The sequence below is a fragment of the Intestinicryptomonas porci genome, assembly GCF_033971905.1.
GTDB classification, from domain to species: Bacteria; Verrucomicrobiota; Verrucomicrobiia; order Opitutales; family Intestinicryptomonadaceae; genus Intestinicryptomonas; species Intestinicryptomonas porci.
Map to the genome: position 1 here is coordinate 114,958 of NZ_JALBUT010000002.1, position 20,193 is coordinate 135,150.

The 20,193-nt window shown below is 46.9% G+C and carries 15 protein-coding genes and 2 tRNA genes; 15 read left to right on the forward strand and 2 right to left on the reverse strand.

What is annotated here, in order from left to right; genetic code table 11:
• Window positions 1–26: 26 nt before the first annotated feature.
• The 11 genes from gltB to MOX91_RS02330 all read left to right on the forward strand — a co-directional run bounded on the left by gltB (window position 27) and on the right by MOX91_RS02330 (window position 16,485).
• Window positions 27–4,487, forward strand: a complete 4,461-nt coding sequence (gene gltB, locus MOX91_RS02280; protein WP_370396457.1) for a glutamate synthase large subunit — start codon at window positions 27–29, stop codon at window positions 4,485–4,487.
• A 16-nt stretch (window positions 4,488–4,503) separates the two neighbouring features.
• Window positions 4,504–5,919: a glutamate synthase subunit beta gene (locus tag MOX91_RS02285; RefSeq protein ID WP_370396458.1), complete on the forward strand. Its 1,416-nt coding sequence runs from the start codon at window positions 4,504–4,506 to the stop codon at window positions 5,917–5,919.
• 13 nt (window positions 5,920–5,932) lie between these two features.
• On the forward strand, window positions 5,933–7,477 hold the full coding sequence (locus MOX91_RS02290; RefSeq protein ID WP_370396459.1) for a sigma-54 interaction domain-containing protein: 1,545 nt from the start codon (window positions 5,933–5,935) through the stop codon (window positions 7,475–7,477).
• 33 nt (window positions 7,478–7,510) lie between these two features.
• Window positions 7,511–8,581 (forward strand): glutamine-hydrolyzing carbamoyl-phosphate synthase small subunit, encoded by a 1,071-nt coding sequence (carA, locus tag MOX91_RS02295; RefSeq protein WP_370396460.1) that lies wholly within the window; start codon window positions 7,511–7,513, stop codon window positions 8,579–8,581.
• Between the two features lies 1 nt (window position 8,582).
• Entirely contained in the window at window positions 8,583–11,807 is a 3,225-nt protein-coding gene (gene carB / locus MOX91_RS02300) for a carbamoyl-phosphate synthase (glutamine-hydrolyzing) large subunit (RefSeq protein ID WP_370396461.1), read from the forward strand.
• A 104-nt stretch (window positions 11,808–11,911) separates the two neighbouring features.
• Window positions 11,912–11,984: transfer RNA gene (locus MOX91_RS02305), tRNA-Ala, on the forward strand.
• A gap of 351 nt (window positions 11,985–12,335) precedes the next feature.
• Window positions 12,336–12,412 (forward strand) — tRNA-Gly (locus MOX91_RS02310).
• A gap of 125 nt (window positions 12,413–12,537) precedes the next feature.
• Window positions 12,538–13,500: a bile acid:sodium symporter family protein gene (locus tag MOX91_RS02315; RefSeq protein WP_370396462.1), complete on the forward strand. Its 963-nt coding sequence runs from the start codon at window positions 12,538–12,540 to the stop codon at window positions 13,498–13,500.
• 507 nt (window positions 13,501–14,007) lie between these two features.
• Window positions 14,008–14,673 (forward strand): hypothetical protein, encoded by a 666-nt coding sequence (locus tag MOX91_RS02320; RefSeq protein WP_370396463.1) that lies wholly within the window; start codon window positions 14,008–14,010, stop codon window positions 14,671–14,673.
• Entirely contained in the window at window positions 14,670–15,896 is a 1,227-nt protein-coding gene (locus MOX91_RS02325) for a hypothetical protein (RefSeq protein ID WP_370396464.1), read from the forward strand. The genes MOX91_RS02320 and MOX91_RS02325 overlap by 4 nt, the downstream gene beginning before the upstream one ends.
• A 91-nt stretch (window positions 15,897–15,987) precedes the next feature.
• Complete coding sequence (locus tag MOX91_RS02330) at window positions 15,988–16,485, forward strand: ferritin (RefSeq protein WP_370396465.1); 498 nt, start codon at window positions 15,988–15,990, stop codon at window positions 16,483–16,485.
• A gap of 48 nt (window positions 16,486–16,533) precedes the next feature.
• Here the strand turns inward: MOX91_RS02330 and MOX91_RS02335 are convergent, their stop codons facing one another.
• Window positions 16,534–17,442, reverse strand: a complete 909-nt coding sequence (locus MOX91_RS02335; RefSeq protein ID WP_370396466.1) for a LysR family transcriptional regulator — start codon at window positions 17,440–17,442, stop codon at window positions 16,534–16,536.
• Window positions 17,443–17,538: 96 nt separating this feature from the next.
• On the opposite strand from MOX91_RS02335, the gene MOX91_RS02340 reads away from it, so the two are divergent.
• The 3 genes from MOX91_RS02340 to MOX91_RS02350 are packed head-to-tail and all read left to right on the forward strand — an operon-like array spanning window position 17,539 to window position 19,037.
• On the forward strand, window positions 17,539–17,766 hold the full coding sequence (locus tag MOX91_RS02340; protein ID WP_370396467.1) for a hypothetical protein: 228 nt from the start codon (window positions 17,539–17,541) through the stop codon (window positions 17,764–17,766).
• 3 nt (window positions 17,767–17,769) lie between these two features.
• Window positions 17,770–18,528 (forward strand): threonine/serine exporter family protein, encoded by a 759-nt coding sequence (locus MOX91_RS02345; RefSeq protein ID WP_370396468.1) that lies wholly within the window; start codon window positions 17,770–17,772, stop codon window positions 18,526–18,528.
• Window positions 18,525–19,037 carry a threonine/serine exporter family protein gene (locus tag MOX91_RS02350; RefSeq protein ID WP_370396469.1) on the forward strand — a complete coding sequence of 171 codons (513 nt, stop codon included), beginning with the start codon at window positions 18,525–18,527 and terminating at the stop codon, window positions 19,035–19,037. Before MOX91_RS02345 ends, MOX91_RS02350 begins: the two co-directional genes overlap by 4 nt.
• Here the strand turns inward: MOX91_RS02350 and MOX91_RS02355 are convergent.
• Window positions 19,011–19,712 (reverse strand): RsmE family RNA methyltransferase, encoded by a 702-nt coding sequence (locus MOX91_RS02355; RefSeq protein WP_370396470.1) that lies wholly within the window; start codon window positions 19,710–19,712, stop codon window positions 19,011–19,013. The genes MOX91_RS02350 and MOX91_RS02355 overlap by 27 nt on opposite strands.
• Window positions 19,713–19,761: 49 nt before the next feature.
• Between MOX91_RS02355 and MOX91_RS02360 the strand changes: the two genes are divergently transcribed.
• The gene (locus MOX91_RS02360) at window positions 19,762–20,124 is read left to right on the forward strand and encodes an acyl carrier protein (protein WP_370396471.1); all 363 of its coding nucleotides are present in this window, start codon (window positions 19,762–19,764) and stop codon (window positions 20,122–20,124) included.
• Window positions 20,125–20,193 lie beyond the last annotated feature (69 nt).

Here is a 20,193-nt window from a genome sequence, read left to right on the forward strand (position 1 = left end):
GAAACTTTCAAAATATGCAAAGAGCAATGAAAACTAATTATCCACAACAACAAGGGTTGTATGATCCCCAAAACGAGCATGACGCCTGTGGCGTCGGCATGATTGTCGATATAAACGGCAAGGCGAGTCATAAAATAGTTTTGGACGGCATAAAAATCCTCGACCGTCTCCTGCACCGCGGCGCAGTCGGCGCGGACTCGCAAACGGGCGACGGGGCGGGAATACTTACGCAGATTCCCGACGGGTTTTTCAGAAAGACATTGAATTTCAAACTTCCGAACGCGGGCGAATACGCCGTGATGATGGCTTTTCTTCCGCAAGGAGAATCCGATGCCGAAAAGTGCAGGGATATAATAAGGCAATGCGCGCATGCGGAAGGCTTTGAGGTTTTGGGAAGCAGAGATGTAAACCCCGACAAGTCCGCAATAGGCGGTCTTGCGCTTGAAACCTGCCCGCGCATCGAACAGTTCTTTTTCTCGAACAAGGGGCTTTTGCAGGACGAGCTTGAACGCGCCTTGTATCTCTTGCGCAGGGTGATTGAAAACCGCGCGGAATCGGAACTCGGAGCGCGCGACGATTTTTATATATGCTCTCTTTCTTCGCGCACCATTGTTTACAAGGGGCTTTTGAACGCTCCACAGTTAAAGAAATTCTATCCCGATTTGAGCGACGAAAATTTTGAGAGCGCGATAGCGTTAATTCACCAGCGTTATTCCACAAACACGTTTCCTTCATGGCCGCTTGCCCAGCCTTTCAGGTATCTGGCGCATAACGGGGAAATCAACACCCTGCGCGGCAACATAAACCAGATGCGCATGCGCGAGGAGCATTTTGAAAGCCCGCTTTTCGGCGGTGAAATCAAGAAGCTGTTGCCGATAATCCGCCCGCGCCAAAGCGACTCCGCAAGCCTCGACAACGCTGTCGAATTTTACCACGAAGCGGGCAGGGGTCTTGCCCACACAATGCTTATGCTTGTTCCGCAGGCATGGGGAAAGAGCTTCCACATAAGCAAGGACATTCAGGGATTTTTCGAATACCATTCGGGCGTAAGCGAGCCTTGGGACGGACCCGCCGCGCTGGCTTTCACAAACGGCATAACGGCAGGCGCGCTCCTCGACCGCAACGGTTTGCGCCCCGCAAGGTTCGCAATAACAAAAAGCGGCTTGTTTGTTCTCGCTTCCGAAACAGGAGTTTTGGATATTCCCGCCTCCGAAATCGCGAACAAGGGCAGGCTTCGCCCGGGCGAAATTATTTATATCGACACCCAAAAACACCGCATCATGCGCGATACGGAAATCAAGACAATTCTTGCCCGCGCAAAGCCGTACCGTCGCTGGGTTCAGGAAAACAGGATAACCCTCCCGGGAATTTTTGAATCTTCCGACACTCCATCCGTGGGGGCTGACTTGATTTTGCGTCAAAAAATGTTCGGCTATTCGCGCGAAGACATCGACCTCATTTTAAAGCCGATGGCACTCGACGCAAAAGAGCCGATAGGCTCTATGGGCAACGACGCCGCCTTGTCTGTGCTTTCGGAAAAGCCACAGCTTCTTTACGACTATTTCAAACAGCTTTTTGCGCAGGTCACCAATCCGCCGATAGACCCGATTAGGGAAAAGCTTGTGATGAGCCTTATGACGTATATCGGCAACTGCGGCAATTCCCTTGTCGAAACGCCGCGCCTTGCGCACCTTTTGAAGCTTCCGTGCCCCATACTCACAAACCACGACATCGCCTGCATACGCTCCTCCAAAATCCCGACTTTCCAGTCGGCGACGATAAAGGCGCAGTTCTCGGCGCAGTCGGGGGAAAAGGGGCTTGCAAGCGCGCTTGAAAGTTTGTGCGACGAAGCCGAAAAGCTTGTGCGCGAAGGGAAGACCGTGATTATTTTAAGCGACAAGAACTTGTCTTACGGCTATGCGCCAATCCCGATGCTTTTGGCGGTTTCGGCGGTAAATTTGAGGCTTGTCAGAAAGAGTTTGAGGTATGCCGCGGGCATTGTCGCCGAAACAGGGGAAGCGCGGGAAATAATGCACTTCGCGCTTCTTTTGGGATACGGTGCGACCGCCATAAACCCGTATCTTGCAATCGAAACCATTGCGGATATGTCGGAAGGCGGAATACTTGAAGGCATTGACGGCGCAAGAGCAGTCGAAAATTATATCGAGGCGATAAAGAAGGGGCTTTTGAAGATAATGTCCAAGATGGGCATTTCCACTTTGAGAAGCTACCGCCAGGCGCAAATTTTTGAGGCGGTCGGGCTTTCCAAGGAATTTATCGACAAGTATTTTGAAGCGACGTCTTCCCGAATCGGCGGGATAGGAATTGCGGAAGTCGCGCATGAAGCACTCGAAAGATACCATGGCGCATTCTATCCGAAAATCGGAGAAGAGGAGCTTTTGGACAATTTCGGCAAGTACAAGTTCAGGCGCGGCGGCGAAAACCATCTCTGGACTCCGCAGACGATTTCTCTTTTGCAAAGAGCCGTCAGAAACAACGATAAGAACGCCTACCTTGAATATTCTTCGCTCATAAATAACCAAGCGCAAAAGCTCTGCACTCTGCGCGGGCTTTTCAAGTTCAAGGGCGCATCTTCGGTGCCGCTTTCGGAAGTTGAAAGCGTTGAAAGCATTGTAAGGCGTTTTGTCAGCGGCGCAATGAGCTTTGGCGCGCTTTCGCCCGAAGCCCACGAAACAATCGCTATTGCCATGAACCGAATGGGAGCGATGAGCAACTGCGGCGAGGGCGGCGAGGACGAAAGCAGAAACGGCACCGAAAAGGCGAGCGCAATCAGGCAGATTGCAAGCGGTCGTTTCGGCGTCACAGCCTCTTATTTGGCGAACGCAAAGGAAATTCAAATAAAAATCGCGCAAGGCGCAAAGCCCGGCGAAGGCGGGCAGCTCCCTGGCTACAAGGTAAATTCGGCGATAGCTAAAATCCGCCATTCAATACCCGGCGTGACGCTGATTTCTCCGCCGCCGCACCACGATATTTATTCGATTGAGGATTTGGCGGAGCTTATTTACGACTTGCGCAACTCAAACGAAAATGCGCGCATTTCCGTAAAGCTTGTTTCCGAAGTGGGCGTCGGAACTGTCGCGGCGGGCGTCGCAAAGGCAAAGGCGGACATGGTGCTTATAAGCGGGCATGACGGCGGAACGGGCGCGTCTCCCCTTACTTCAATAAAGTATGCGGGCGCGCCTTGGGAGCTTGGGCTTGCCGAAACCCACCAGACTCTTTGCCTTAACGGTTTAAGAGGCAGGATAAAAGTCCAGGTTGACGGGCAGATAAAGACGGGCAGGGACGTTGTTGTCGGCGCGCTTTTGGGCGCGGAAGAATTCGGTTTTGCCACTGCCATATTAGTTTCGATAGGATGCGTGATGATGCGCGTATGCCACAAGAACTGCTGTCCCGTCGGAGTTGCGACGCAGGACGAAGAGCTGCGCAAGAAGTTTAAGGGCGCGCCTGAGCATGTGGTAAACTATTTGCGTTTTGTCGCGGAAGAAGCGAGGGAAATACTTGCGTCTTTGGGCTTGCGCTCCATCGACGAAGCCGTCGGCAGAAGCGATTTGTTGGACAAGGACGAGGCTCTTGACTTTTGGAAGTCGAAGAATTTGGATTTTTCAAGCGTCTTCAAGCCTGCCGTTTCCAATTCAGAACGCTTCTGCAAGGAAATTGCGCCGCGCGAACTGCCGAACGCTTATGACAAAAAGCTTGTAAAGTATTTTGAAAACTCCATTTCAAACGCGGAATCTCTCAGCGGAGATTTTGAAATCCACAACTTCGATAGAAGCGTAGGCGCAATGCTCTCTAACCATGTAGCAAAAAAGTGGGGCGACCGCGGACTGCAAAACGGGACGATAACCGCGAACTTCAAGGGGTGCGCGGGGCAGAGTTTCGGCGCATTCTTGTGCGGAGGCATAAGGTTTAACCTTGAAGGAGACGCAAACGACTTTATCGGCAAGAGCCTTTCAGGTGGCGAAATCATTATCCGCGCTCCCCGCGAGCTTAGAGAAGATGCAGGCGCAAACGTGATTGCAGGCAACGTCATAGGCTATGGGGCAACATCTGGCAAGATATACCTAAACGGCATTGTCGGCGAGCGTTTTGCAATCAGAAACAGCGGGGCGGTTTTGGTTTGCGAAGGTTCGGGCGACCACTGTTGCGAATATATGACAGGCGGCAGGGTGGTCGTGCTTGGAAACACGGGCTTTAACTTTGCAGCCGGCATGACGGGAGGGCTTGCTTACGTTTTGGATTTGAACGGCGAATTTGACAGAAGATGCAATTTGGAAAGCGTCGATCTTGAAAGTATTCCGGAAAATTCTGAAAGCGAAAGCGAATTGCGCTCTATAATCGAAGACTACCATTCAAGCACGGACAGCAAGGTTGCGGGGGAAATTCTGTCTTCCTGGTCTGAATTTTTGCCGAAATTCGTAAAGGTGTTCCCGATTGATTACAGAAACGCAATGGAGCGCAAGTCTTAATGCGAAAGGAAAAGTTATGTTGAAGGATTTTTTGCAAATTCCGCGCCGAAACCCGCAGTACCGCGCGGGGCGTACGGAGGACTTTAAGGACGTCGAAATTCGTCCGAGCCGCGAGATTGTGGCGGAGCAATCCAAACGCTGCATGGGTTGCGGAATTGCATTTTGCAACGCCTACGGTTGTCCGCTTGGCAATTCCATACCCGAATTTAATGCGGCAGTGTGCGGCGGCAGAATGGAGTACGCGTATAAAATTCTCTCTATCACTTCTCCTTTCCCCGAATTTACGTCGCGCGTATGCCCCGCGCTTTGCGAGGCAGCATGTTGCGCGGGTTTGCCGTCTGAGCCTACCACAATCAAGCAGATTGAATATGAAATAATCGAAAGCGCGTTTAATGAAGGACTAGTGAAGCCGCGTTCAAGCGCGTTTCATAGCGGCAGGCGCGTTGCGGTAATCGGTTCGGGTCCTGCGGGGCTTGCCTGCGCCGATAAACTCTGCTCTTTGGGGCATGAAGTCTGCGTATTTGAAAAAAGGCACCGCGCGGGCGGGCTTTTGAGGTACGGCATACCGAATTTCAAGCTTGAAAAAAACGTCATCGACCGCCGCATTGCTCTCATGTGCGAAGCAGGCATTACTTTTGAATATGACGTTGATGTCGGCTCCGATGTCTCCCTTGATTTTTTGAAGCGCAAGTTTGACGCTGTCGCCCTCTGCATCGGGGCAGAAGAGCCGAGAGATTTGAAGATAAAAGGCAGGGAGCTTGGCGGCATACATTTTGCCCTCGAATTTTTAAATTCGCAGGCCCGATTTTTATCGGGCGAAAGCGATAGCCTGAAAATTTCCGCAAAAGACAAAAATGTGCTTATCATCGGCGGCGGAGACACGGGAAGCGACTGTTTGGGAACGGCAATCAGGCAGGGCGCAAAAAGCGTCGTCCAAATTGAAATAATGCCCGAGCCTCCGAGCTCGAGGGATTCTTCTACGCCGTGGCCCATGTGGGAGTATAAAAAACGCACTTCGAGCAGCCATTTGGAAGGCGGCAGCAGAATGTGGAGCGTCGGCAGTTCTGAATTTTCAGGCGAAAACGGCATGGTTTGCGCCCTGAAAGCCAAGAGGCTGAAATGGACTTTTGAAAACGGAAGACCCAAGACGTTTGAAGAAATCGAGGGGTCTGATTTTGAGATAAAGGCGGAACTCGTGCTTCTTTGCATGGGATTTACGGGAGTAAAGCGCGGCGGGCTTGTAGAAGATTCGGGCGCGGAGCTTTCCACGCGCGGCGTTTTAAAGGTTTCTTCGGATTTTCAGACTTCGATTGGGGGTGTGTTTGCCTGCGGAGACGCGGCAAGCGGCGCGTCTTTGGTGGTTAGGGCGATAGCTTCCGGAAGAAATCTTGCGGAAAATATTGACAAATTTTTCAAGACAAACGTAAAATAACTGTCCCAAGAGCATGGATAATCTACATCAAAACATTGCGGTATTAAAAAAGATAAGCCATCTTATCGCAAAACACTCCCCCGTGTCGGAAATGATATCGAGGATGCTCGACATTCTTTATACCGAAATGGGTTTTCTGCGCGGAACAATCACTTTGCGCGAAGGTGACATGCTCGTAATAGAAGCCTCGCAGGGCTTGAATAAAAACGAAATAGAGCGCGGAACTTACCGCGTAGGGGAAGGCATTACGGGGCTTGTCGCAAAAGACGGAACTCCGCGCGTCATAGCCGACATTTCAAAGGAGAAATCTTTTCTAAACCGCACGGGTGCGCGTAGCGGCGAAAAGAATGTGGCGTTTATCTGTGTTCCCGTAATTTACGCCGACAACGTGATAGGCACGATTTCAATCGACAGAAAAGTCGATAAAAGCACCGATTTGGACGCCGATTTGCATCTTCTTGAAATCATTGCCGACATCATGGCGGACGCGATATACGTCTCGTACACGGAAGTCGAGGAGCGCAAGAAGCTGATTTCAGAAAATCGCCGCCTGCAGCTTGAGCTGGACAACCGCATGCGTCCCAACGAAATTGTCGGCAACTGTTCGGGTATGAAGAACGTCTATTCCATGATATTTAAGGTGGCGTCTTCAAACGCGACGGTTTTGATAAGAGGGGAGTCGGGCACGGGCAAGGAGCTTGTTGCGCGCGCGATACAGAAAAATTCGGTAAGGCAGGACAAGCCGTTTGTTTCGATAAACTGCGCCGCTCTGCCCGAAGGCCTTATCGAAAGCGAGCTTTTCGGGCATGAAAAGGGGGCTTTTACGGGCGCGATAAACAGAAAAATCGGGCTTGTGGAAGTGGCAGACACGGGCACTCTTTTCTTGGACGAAGTCGGGGACTTGCCGCTTCTCATGCAGTTGAAGCTTTTGCGCTTCATTCAGGAGCATTCCTATTACCGCGTCGGCGGCGGCGAAGAGCGGAAAGTTGACGTCAGGATTATCGCCGCGACAAGCCGCAACTTGGAAGATATGATAAGGGATGGAACTTTCAGGGAGGACTTGTATTACCGCCTGAACGTGTTTCCGATTTACATGCCCGCCCTGCGGAACAGGAAGTGCGACATAACCGTTCTTGCCGAGCATTTCCTGCAAAAGTACAATTTAATCCACGGCAAAAACGTTGCAAGAATTTCCACTCCCGCAATAAACATGCTGATGTCCTACTATTGGCCAGGCAATGTGCGCGAGCTTGAAAATTGCATGGAGTACGCGGTCTTGAACACTTCCGACAACGTCATAAGCGGCTACAATCTGCCGCCGACATTGCAGACGGAAGCTTCATGCAAGTCTTCGGTGAGCGCGGATTTTGAGTCGGGGGATTTTGCCGACTACGAAACTTTGGTCGGAAATTTTGAGCGCGAAATAATAATAAACGCCCTCAAAAAAACAAACGGCAACGCGACTGCCGCCGCGAAAGTATTGCAGGCGACTCCGCGCATAATTTTATACAAAATAAAAAAACTCGGAATTGATACCCGTCTTTACAAGTCGTCGTAAGGCGGGTTTTTTGAAATTTTAAACTTATAGAAAATGAAAGACGCATATTTGGTTCTTGAAGACGGAAGCTGTTTTGAGGGAAAATCATTCGGCTTTGAAAAATCCGTTTTTGGCGAAGTTGTTTTCAATACGGCGATGACGGGCTATCCCGAAAGCCTCACAGACCCTTCCTACGAAGGTCAAATTATGGTTTTGACCTATCCTTTGATTGGAAATTACGGCGTTCCGTCCGCAGAGACTTGCTCTGACGGGCTTTCAAAATTCATGGAGAGCGGCAGGATTCACGCCGAGGCTCTGGTCGTTGGCGATTACAGCGTTAATTACAGCCATTGGAACGCTGCTTTAAGTCTTTCCGACTGGCTTAAGCAGGAAAAAATCGCGGGCATTTGTGGCGTTGACACGCGCGAGCTTACAAAGGTTTTGCGCGGAAGCGGAGTGATGCAGGGGCGGATTTTTATCGGAAAGCCCGAAAGCTTTTCACCTCAGACGGAGTATTCAAAAATCAATTTTGTTGACAAGGTTTCGTGCAGGGAGATTTTAAAATATAACGAGGGCGCGCCCAAGAAAGTTGTGCTGCTCGATTGCGGAGTGAAGGAAAACATCATACGCTGTCTTTTGCGGCGCGGCGTTGAAATCGCGCGTGTTCCGTGGAATTACGATTTCAGCGGAATGGACTTTGACGGCGTTTTCATTTCAAACGGGCCCGGCAATCCCGACATGTGCTCCGAAGCCGTTCAGAACATCAAAAAAGCAATGGCAAAAGAAAAGCCGATATTCGGCATTTGCATGGGCAACCAGCTTCTTGCAAAGGCGGGGGGCGCGAAAGTGTACAAGCTCAAATACGGGCACAGAAGCCACAACCAGCCCGTCAGAATGCTCGGCACAAACCGCTGTTTCATAACAAGCCAAAACCACGGCTATGCGGTTGACAATTCTTCTTTGGGCGATGACTGGGAGGTCTATTTTGAAAACATGAACGACGGCTCGAACGAGGGCATAAGGCACAAGACAAAGCCGTTCTTTTCAGTGCAGTTCCATCCAGAAGCCGCTTCGGGGCCCACGGATACTGAATTTCTTTTCGACGAATTTGTAAATTTATTGTAGGATGAAAAAACAGATAAAAAAAGTTTTGTTATTGGGTTCGGGTGCGCTGAAAATCGGCGAAGCGGGCGAATTCGACTATTCGGGAAGCCAGGCTTTGAAAGCCTTGAAAGAAGAGGGCATAGAAACGGTTTTGATAAACCCTAACATCGCGACGGTTCAGACGAGCGAAGGTATTGCCGACAGCATTTACTTTCTTCCTGTCACGCCTTATTTCGTGGAAAAAATCATCGAGAAGGAGCGTCCCGACGGTGTTCTTTTGTCTTTCGGCGGTCAAACCGCGCTAAATTGCGGCGTTGAGCTTTTTAAAAGCGGTGTTTTTGAAAAATACGGCGTCGAAGTTTTGGGGACTCCCGTACAGACCATCATCGACACCGAAGACAGAGAACTTTTCGTCAAAAAATTGGACGAAATAAGCGTAAAGAGCATCAAAAGCGAGGCTGTCGAAAATATTGAAGACGCCCGCCGCGCGGCAAAGAAGCTTGAATACCCCGTAATCATACGCGCCGCGTACGCCTTGGGTGGATTGGGTTCGGGATTTTGCGACAATGAGGAGGAATTGAATGTTCTTGCCGAAAAGGCGTTTTCATTCTCCCCTCAGGTTTTGGTGGAAAAAAGCTTGAAGGGCTGGAAAGAAATAGAATACGAAGTTGTGCGCGACAGGTTCGACAACTGCATTTGCGTCTGCAACATGGAAAATTTCGACCCTTTGGGCATCCATACGGGCGAAAGCATCGTTATCGCCCCGTCCCAGACTCTTTCAAATACCGACTTCCACAAGCTTCGCGAGCTTTCCATACGCATAGTGCGCCATTTGGGGATTGTGGGGGAATGCAATGTGCAGTACGCCTACGACCCGATGTCGGAAGATTACAGGGTTATTGAAGTGAACGCGCGCCTTAGCCGCTCTTCTGCCTTGGCGTCGAAAGCCACGGGCTATCCGCTTGCCTTTGTGGCGGCTAAGCTTGGATTGGGCTACGGGCTTTTCGAGCTTAAAAATTCGGTGACGAAAACAACAAGCGCGTTTTTTGAACCCGCGCTTGACTATGTTGTATGCAAAATTCCGCGCTGGGACTTGGGCAAATTCCACGGGGTTGCGCGCGAGCTTGGCTCTTCGATGAAGTCGGTGGGCGAGGTCATGGCAATCGGCAGGACTTTTGAAGAGGCAATCCAAAAGGGCTTGCGCATGATAGGGCAGGGAATGCACGGCTTTGTCGAAAATAAGGAGTTGCAAATTGCCGACATCGACAAGGCATTGCGCGAGCCGACCGACAACAGAATTTTTGCCATATCAAAGGCAATGCGCGCGGGCTACACTGTCGAAGAAATCCATTCGCTTACCAAAATCGACAACTGGTTCTTGCAGAAGCTCCAAAACATTATGGATACTTCAAAGGAACTGCACGATTGGGCAGGCTCAAACCGCGGCTTGGTTGAAATACCAAAGCCGCTTTTGAAGAAAGCGAAAATTCAGGGCTTTTCTGATTTTCAAATAGCAAGGGCAATCGGAATAGACTCCGACATGGAGCGGGCTATTTTGAAAGTCAGGGAATACCGCAAGAGCATCGGCATTGTTCCCGTTGTAAAGCAAATCGACACTCTTGCCGCGGAGTATCCTGCCAAGACAAACTATTTGTATTTGACATACGGCGGAATTGCAAACGACGTAAAGTACCTCGGCGACAAAAAATCAATAGTGGTTTTGGGGTCGGGGGCTTACAGGATAGGCTCTTCCGTCGAATTTGACTGGTGCGGTGTGCAGGCTCTCAACACCATCAGAAAAGAGGGCTACCGCGCGGTGATGATAAACTATAACCCCGAAACCGTCTCGACCGACTACGACGTTTGCGACCGCCTTTATTTCGACGAGCTTACTTTTGAGCGCGTCATGGACATCATCGAGCTTGAAAATCCGTATGGCGTGGTTCTTTCAACGGGCGGGCAAATACCGAACAACTTGGCTCTCCGCCTCGACTCGCAAAACGTCAGGATTTTGGGAACTTCCGCCAAAAGCATAGATAATGCCGAAGACCGCGACAAATTTTCCGCAATGCTCGACAGAATAGGCGTTGACCAACCTGAATGGCGCGCGCTCACTTCGATGGAGGACATTGGCAAATTCATCGAAAAAGTGGGCTTCCCCGTGCTTGTGCGCCCGTCTTACGTTTTGAGCGGAGCCGCAATGAACGTCTGTTCGAACCAAGAGGAGCTTGAACGCTTCTTGAAGCTTGCGGCGAACGTTTCAAAGGCTCATCCCGTTGTTGTAAGTCAATTCGTCGAGCACGCAAAGGAAGTTGAAATGGACGCCGTCGCAAAAGACGGGGAAATCATAGCCTACGCAATAAGCGAGCATATCGAATACGCGGGCGTGCATTCGGGGGACGCAACCATACAGTTTCCCCCGCAAAAACTTTACGTTGAAACTTTGCGCCGAATTAAGCGCATATCGCGCCAAATCGCAAGCGAGCTTAAAATTTCAGGGCCTTTCAACATACAGTATCTTGCCCGCGACAACGATATAAAGGTAATTGAATGCAACCTTAGGGCTTCGCGCTCTTTCCCATTCGTAAGCAAGGTTTTGAAGCTCAACTTAATCGAGCTTGCCGCGAAAATAATGCTTGGCATTCCCGTTGAAAAGCCGAAGAAAAACTTGTTCGACTTGGATTACGTCGGTATTAAGGCGAGCCAGTTCTCATTCAACAGACTTCAAAAAGCCGACCCCGTTTTGGGGGTTGACATGGCGTCAACGGGCGAAGTCGGGTGCCTTGGCGACGACACTTCGTGCGCGATTTTAAAGTCGATGCTATCCGTCGGATATAAGATTCCGCAGCACAGCGTTTTGCTCTCAATGGGCAACGCAAAGCAGAAGGCGGATTTATTGGACGCCGCAAAAATCTTGAAGAAAAAGGGTCTTAAAATCTATGCCACGGGCGGATCTTCAAGGTTCTTGGCGGAAAACGGAATAGAAAACACCCTCGTTTTTTCGGGATTGGACAAAAAGCCGAGCGCGCTCGATTTGCTTCACGAAAGGAAAATCGACATGGTTGTGAATATTCCCAAAAACTTGACTTCCGGCGAGCTTGACAACAGCTACCGAATAAGAAGGGCTGCCATAGACTTAAACATTCCGCTAATCACGAATGCCCGCCTTGCCGACGCTTTCATAACGGCGTTTTCGCAAATGCCGATTGAGAAAATCGCGATAAAGTCATGGCAGGAGTACAAGTAGGGCTTGCGCTTGAATGTAGGCAGGATTGAAATCCCAAATTTAAAAGACATAAAAAATGCCTTGACAAATTTTAAATTCGGCAGATTATTTGATGCTTAAATATCGGGGTCGTAGCTCAGTTGGAAGAGCGCCAGAATCGCACTCTGGAGGTCGTGAGTTCGAGCCTCATCGGCTCCATAAAAAAGCGGGATTTTTCCCGCTTTTTTTATTCTTTTTTGTCGGACATGGCGCGTATTTATTTGTATAAAAAATATGGGCAACTCAAAAAGTTGTGAAATGTTGGGTTTGACGGGTATCTTGTGCGGATTAAATAGCGCATTCGGTATTGTAGTTTCCTTGCTTTAATCTGTTTTTTGTTATTTCTCCAAATTTGAATAAGGACAAATCTTTGCCCCGAAGATTTTTTGCATGTTTTGCATCCTTTTCGCGCCAAAAAATTTCCGAAAAAGTTACAGTTTAGAGCTTGACATATCGAAATAAAGCGGCATTGTAGAGAGCTTTAATTGATTGGAGAATCCAATCCGCAACGCGGGCGTAGCTCAATTGGCTAGAGCGCGACCTTGCCAAGGTCGAGGTTGACGGTTCGAGACCGTTCGCCCGCTCCAATTTCCATCCGCAAGTTTCCCCTTGCGGATTTTTTGTAAGTGTAACTATTCCGCGTTGTTTTTTTATAATGATATTGGGGCTTGCGTTTCGTTTTTTTGAGGCTAAATCTGTTTAAATTGAATTTATGAAGTTTTTGTTTAGATTAGCCAAAATCATGTCGAGTAAAACCGCATTGTTTGTTATTGCGGCGGCGGTTTTGGCGTTCTTTTATCCGAATTTGTTTTTGTGGGTGAGAGGTGACGCGCAGGCTTTTATTTTGGGATTTATAATGCTTTCGATGGGTATGACGCTATCTGCCCAAGATTTTAAAATACTGCTCAGGCGTCCTTTCGATATTTTTATCGGGGCGTGCGTTCAGTACACTTTTATGCCTTTGATTGCCTATGCAATGGTAAAATTTTTCGATTTGCCCACGGGAATTGCAATCGGGCTTTTGCTGGTCGGGACGTGCCCCGGCGGCGTTTCAAGCAACATAATGAGCTATCTTGCAAATGGCGACGTGGCTTTCAGCGTTGGAATGACAACTGCAAGCACTCTTATTTCCCCTATACTTACGCCGCTTTTGATGTTGGTTCTTTCGGGTGAAAGCATTGAAATCGACGCAGTGGGAATGTTCAAAAGCATATTGATTGTAACTCTTTTTCCTGTAATTGCGGGTGCGGTTTTGAATTTTTTGTTCGCGAAGAAAAAAGCGTACATGGATGCAATGCAAATAATGCCTGCATTCAGCGTTTTGGGGCTTGCTTTCATAGTTGCGGGCGTCACGGCTCTTTGCGCCGACAAAATTTTGACTTCCGGAATCGCGATATTTCTTCTTGTCGCCCTTCACAACGGTTTGGGTTATTTGAGCGGATACTTAATGGGAGTTGTATTAAAAATGGGGATTGCCCGACGCAGGACTCTCGCAATAGAAGTCGGATGCCAGAATGCGGGGCTTGGCACGAATTTGGCTTGCAGGCATTTTTCGGCAATGCCCGAAGCTGCGCTTGCGACTGCGGTTGCGTGCGTTTACCACTCGATAAGCGGCACCGTCTTGGCAAACATTTTTGCCTTTTGCGACAGGCTGAAATCTTCGCGCAAAAAGTAGCGCGCCTTTATATTTTATCTGAAAATTTTTTCTTGAATAGCGCATCTTGCTTATAATATTATACTTAAAAGTAAGGTGTTATATATGGAATTTGGCGGTACGTTGGTTGAGTGGGCAAATTTAATTTGCAGCCCTTGGTTTTATATTCCATTCGCCATAGGAGTCGCTTTTTTGCATAGAATTTTGGAGAGCAAATTTGCGCGTGTGAATTTATGGCTTGGCGTTTGGATTTTGTTAACTTTTGCGTATTTAAAATCAGGCTATGGACTATTTTGTATGTGTGGCTATCCGTACGGAATGCACCATTATATTCATACCTATTTTGATGCAATTATTATTCCCGTTCTTTTTTTTGCGATTATTTTTGCATATCCTGCGATTTATGTAAATTCCCATGCGTTATTTTGGTTTTTGGCGATTGCTTTTTCGTGCAAAAAATCAGATGGAGAAACTTGGAAGTGTCTTTGGGGGCGCAGAATTTTTTATTTTGTAAAATTTTACGCGCTGATGTTTTTAATTTCAAAAATTGTTCCTCATTTCTTTACGGATTTTGACGATTATTGGGGGCATTCTGATTGGCTGTTCGCATTTTTGATGATTTCTCTTTTTACGGTAATATGCGCGTCTTGGGAAGGCAGAAAAAGATGTTGGGTGGCGGCTCTTTTTTTATGTCTGGGTGTCGGGTATTATTCGAGCGTCATTCCGCATAAAAGAGACAGAGGGATAAATTTAGAAGGGACTTATTCTTTGCCCAAAGTTAAATTTGAATATTCGCCTGAAAATGACCCGCGCGATTATTATTCGCGCAAAATTGAAGCGGAGCCTGTACTGAAATACGGATATTACAAATTTGCAGGCGGCTGGGATTTTTCAAAAATAAAGGAGAGTAAATATTCAAAACCTTTTTTCTATTCGCCAACAGAAAATCCTGAAATATTTGAAAATGCGTATGACAACATAATGAAGGTTCTGCCCGTCATTGACGAAAATAAATCGACAAAAGATTTACAAAATTATTTGTCGGACAAATCCGATATTCGTTTTCTTAAAATGGACCATGAGCTTAAAAAAGAGGACGCTTTGGATTTGAGTTATTTTATGTATATCACGAACTCAAATGACGATGGTTTTTATTTTATCGAATTAGAGCTTAAATTAAAGGGGGACAAATGAAGAAGTATTTAGCTTTGGCTTTAAATTTGGTAATATTTGCCGCGCTTATATTTACATTTTTCAATTTTGTCGGCTGGAATGCTTGTGATTGTTTGAGAAAAGATTTTCCGTATTATAAATATGTGAATGAAAATAAGTACGCAGAAATTATAAGTCATGCAGAGAAGAATTTAGACAACAAAGATTTCCGTTATCATAGCAATGTTGCATATTTATTTTTTAAAGGAGTCAAATTCTATGTTAAGCCGGATTTTAATAAGGCTCTAAAATTTTATTTTGCCGAAGAAAAACTGCGTGGTTTGGGGCTTTATGAATATATGGACGTTGCGATGATTTATGCAATGGGAGGCTATGGCATTGAAAAAAACGAAGCGAAATCGGAAGAAGTTTTTAATAAGGCGATGTCGCTAATACAAACGGAGGAAAGTAGCGATTGGGTGTATTCAAAAAAAGATATGTCTATATCGTGTTTTTATGAATGTATAGAAAGATTTTATGAAGATGAATTTGATGTTTTCGGAAATCTTTATAAAGAGTTTGCGGTAAAAATGTTAAAGTATTCCGTGGACAATAATTTTCCTTTGGACGATAAATTTTTCGAGTTGCCGTATGATGAAAATAATTTGCGGGAGAAAGCATTGGAAAATCTTAATCGGCGTGTTTTAGACGGCAAAAAAATGCCATTGGAGTGTGATAGAGCGTTATATTTGAAACTTGCGCTTGAAGGCAAATTTATCTCGCGAGATTTTAGCAGGATTTATGAGGTTTTGGATGCTTGCTATCTTAAAGATAAATTGAGTATTTCTGTTGAAGAAGCCATGCTTTTGGCTGTTCTTTGTAAAAATGGCACGGGGGGCGAAAAGAACCCTAAAAAGGCGGATGAAATTTTAAACTTTTTGAAGAACGCCGTTATTGTAAATGTAATAGATTTGGTAGATTTTGCAAATGGCGGAAAAAGGCTTTATAATGGTTCTGAAAATTACCCAATAGACAAGGAATTTGCATTGGAAATTATGTCCGCTTTTGAGGATATTATTTCAAAAAATAAAGCGGAGTGGGTGGTGTTGAAGTCGCTTATTGATTTTTACAAAGATGACGTAAAAGATTTTGCGAAAGTCGAAGCTCTTTACGGGAAATTTGCGCCGAAATCAAAAATGGCAGAGCTTGGATATGCCAAGTATTTGGAGTCGAAAAAAGCAAAAGAACAGGCGTCTTCTCCATAAAATTTTTTGCGAAAATGTTTGAAATTTTTGATTTTTTGTCGATAACAAAAGCTATTGAATTTAACTTAAATTGTAATCTAAAAGGAATAAAATGAAAATACCACAGGATGTATTGAAACTCTTAAACGAACAGTTTTACAACGAGCTTTATGCCGCGCATATCTACTTCGGCATGAGCGCGTATTTTAAGAGGTCTCCGTATCAGGGATTTGCAAGCTGGATGTCTATTCAGGCAAAAGAAGAGATGTCGCACGCAATGAAAATCTACAACTTTTTAAACGAGCGCGACGCTCCGTTTGAAACAGCCCCCATTCCGAAGCCCGAAAAGGATTCGTACGATTCTCCGCTTGACGCCTTTAAAGCGGCGTATGCGCACGAACAGCTTGTAACTTCGCAAATCACGAAAATTTTTGAGCTTGCGAATGAAAAGAAGGATTACGCTACTGCTGACCTCATGAACTGGTTTATCAACGAGCAGGTTGAAGAAGAGCACAACACTTACCAGTTTGTCAAGGGGCTTGAATTTGCGGGCAACGACCAAACTCTCATTTTCGGCGTCAACAGCTGGGCGGCGAAGCGTTCGGAATAGTATTTTTATGTTTACGGAAGCCCGCAAGCTTGTGTTTTGCGGGCTTTTTTATTTGCTTGTTTTCGTTGAAAATTCGTCTTTTAAGATTTTCAAGAACATTTTGAGGGCTTCCGACTTGTTTTCGGAATGCCATACCGCGGTGTAGCGCGTTGTTTTTTCCAAATCGGAGATTTTTTTCAACACCACGTTTTTTGGCGCGGAATTCTTCAAAAGAGACGGAACCGGCGCGACAAAATTTGTTTCCGGTATGATTTTTAAAATGGCGTCGAAGTTGTATATTTCGTGCGATATTTCGGGCATAGAGCCGCATTTTTCGATGAAAGCCCTTTCAATCGTGCGGTAGAAAAACGGGCTTTCGTCGAAGGGAACCATTATGAATTTTTCGTTTATGATGTCCTTTATTTTTATTCGGCTCTTTGCCGCAAGGCTGTGTTTTGAAGGAATTGCAAGCATTATGTCTTCCATGCCGAGCGTCATTTCGCAGACAGACGGTGGAAGCTCGCCGATTGTCCTTATTATGCCGACGTCAAGCTTTTGCTCTCCGACTCTTTCCAATATGTTTGCGGACGAGTGCTTGCGCATTTCCAAAAATACCTTCGGCATTTTTTTGTTTGTTTTGCGGATTGCCGACAAGAATTTTTCCGAGCTGAAAAACGACGGAATTGAAAATATTGAAAGAGACCCGATTTCTCCCTTCGAGGCGCGCAGAGCGTCGCGCTTTGCTTTGTCGAATTCCCTTTGGGCTTTTTCAGCACCTTCGGCGAACGCCTTCCCCGCGCTTGTGAGCGAGACTTTCCATTTGTTGCTCCTGTCGAAAAGCCTGCATCCCAACTCGTTTTCCAAAAGCATTATCTGCTGGCTTATTGCCGATTGGGCTATGCCGAGAGAATTTGCGGCTTTTGAAAAATGCAGAAACTTTGCCGCCTCCAAAAAATATTTTATCTGTTTCCCCTGCATGGCAAATAAAATCTGATTTTCTTATTAAACTTGTATTTTTTATATATTGATTTGATTTTGTGTCAATATATTATGGAGGGAGCAAAGGAATTAAATATGTTAAAAAAATTTTTACAGGCTTCGGCACTTGTTTTAATGCTTCACGTTTTGGTTTCCGCACCGCTCAATGGAGAAGGCTCCATGGGCGTCGGCTTGGAAAATTCTTGCCATTCGGAAGGAAGCGCGTTTGGGTGCTTTGCCAGAAACAATTTTGCCTTTCTTGTTTGGAACGGCGTTTTTTTTGCCGCCATTTTGGGGGCGGCGGCTTTTGGAAAAAGGAAATAGGCTATGGCGCGCGAAAGGGAAGAGGCTTTGTGCATAATTATGGATTTTGCGTCCGAGCTTATGCGTTGCGGCTCGCAAACTGCCAGAATTTTTCGGAATATCGAAAGGATTTCTTTTGCATGGGGCTATGCGCCGCAGATAATAATTTTGCCGAAAACCATAATAATGACGCTTGCCGACAGTTCCGGCAATTCTTCGACGGCGGTGAAAAAAGTCGCTTCGGGTGCTCTTAATTTTCGGGAGATGTCCGAGCTTAGAAAGCTGTCGTGGCGCATAAGCGAAGGCTCTGTTTCGATGGCGGAATGCAAGGCAGAAATGGCGCGCATTCGCAGGCTTTCGAGAATTTCGGGAAATAGGCTTCTCATTGCCGTGTCGGCGGGCAATGCTGCCTTTTGCGGGCTTTTTGGCGGCGGGCTTTCGATGTTTGCGGTTTTTTTTGCAACGCTTTTGGCGTTCAAGGCGCGGTCGTTTTTGGCGTCAAAAAAGACGCCTGTTCCACTATGCTTCTTTGTTGCCGCGTTTGTCGCTTCGGGGGCATCGGCAAGCATCGTGAATTTATTTCATTTAGGCGGCACCATCTCCGTATATACGGGGGTTCTTTTTCTTGTTCCGGGAATACCGCTTTTAAACTCTGCAGTCGATATTTTGGACGGGCATATTTTGGCAGGGCTTTCGAGGTTTGGAAATGCAATGACGCTCGTATTTGCCACCGTGTGCGGGCTTGCCTCCGCGCTCGCGGTTTTCGGGGGTGAATTTTTATGATTTTTAAAATATTGGCTGACGGATTTCTTGCGGCGGTTGCCTGCATCGGTTTTGGAGCAGTTTCCAACCCCCCGCGGCACGCCCTTTTTATAAGCGGGATTTTTGCTGCGTTCGGGCATGCTTTCAGGTTTTCGCTTATGCAATTTAACTGCGACATTGTTTCCGCGACCTTGTTTGGGGCGTTTTTGATAGGAGTAATGTCGCTTGCCGCCGCAAAAATATTGAATTGCGCGGCGGAAGTGTTTTCTTTTCCCGCTCTTCTTCCGATGGTTCCGGGGCTTATCGGCTATAAGGCGCTTCTTGCAATCGAAAAATTTTTGCGAGAATCAGACGGGGCGATGTCGCAAATTTACATGGACGAATTTCTCGAAAACTGCATAAGGGCGAGTTCGATTTTGATTGCGATAGTTTTGGGCGCGTGCTTGTCCGTTTTTGTGGACTCGTTTTTTGTGGGCGCAGGGCGTTGCGGCGAAAGCCAAGGCTTACGCGCTCAAAATCGCAAGCGTTGAAATGACGGCGGAATCGGTGCGGAGCACTCGCTTGCCAAGTGATGCGAGAATATAGCCGTTTTCCCTCAAAAGCGTGCGGTCGTCGTTTGAAAATCCGCGCTCCCCGCCGAAAACAACTGCGGCTTTTTTGTCTTTCAGGCGTATTTCGGAAAGATTTTTCGTGCTTTCGTAGATGTCGGGAGCGATTTTTATGTCGCAGTTTGACGATAGCTCCAAGGCTTCTTGCAGGCTTTCGGAAAGATGAAATTCGGGTATCAGACTTGAACATGCCTGTTCTGCCCCCTTTATGAGCTGTTCTTCGACTTCGTCGGGAGAGTAAAGCGAGGCTTTGAGATAGCCGCTTTCGCCCTTTTGAGCAGGGTAGAAAATCAGCTTTTCAATTCCGAAGCACGACGCCTCGAACATTATGCGCTTGGCGATTTGCGGACGCGTGAACGCCGAGCAGAGCGTGATTTTTACGCGCTTGGGGTTTTCGAGCGGCGTTATGTCGCCTGAAAATTCGTAGCCGGATTCCGTTTCAAAAATCCTTGTCTTGTAAAGATTTTGATTTTTTATGCCCGCGAAAATTTCGTCTCCTGTTTTTAGATTTAAGACGTTTTTTATGTGATGCGCCTTGGGGCTTGAAAAAGGCAGGAACTTGCTCTCGTTTAGGTCTTTAAAAATTAGGGCGTTCATTGAATAAAATATGTTGAAATCAAAAAAAAAATATGCAATTCTTTTAAATATGGAAAATACAAATTTCACTCCGGAAGACGAAGCAATGTTGAGAGACTCCCTCAAACGCTGTTCCCCAGAAACGATAGAAGCTGCCGTAGAATTTCGCAAAACAGGCGACGTATCCAAGGTCAACACCGTCATATTGGGCATTATCGCAAGGTACGCGGAGCCTGAAAAGCGTCCGCTTTTGGACAATCCCTCCGACGACATGGTTTTGGCTCAAGACTTGAATTTGGATTCACTTACAATGGTTGAAATCGTTTTGGCTGTCGAAGACGCGACAGGCATTTCAATTTCAAACGAAGACGTCCAAACTTTGCGCACCATTGGCGACGTCAAGAATTATATTGCCAAAAAAGCTTCTGCATAGGGGATTGTACGGATTTCTGAAATCTGTATTTTTTACAAAACCTTTATTTGTTTCTTTTTGAAGGGGGAG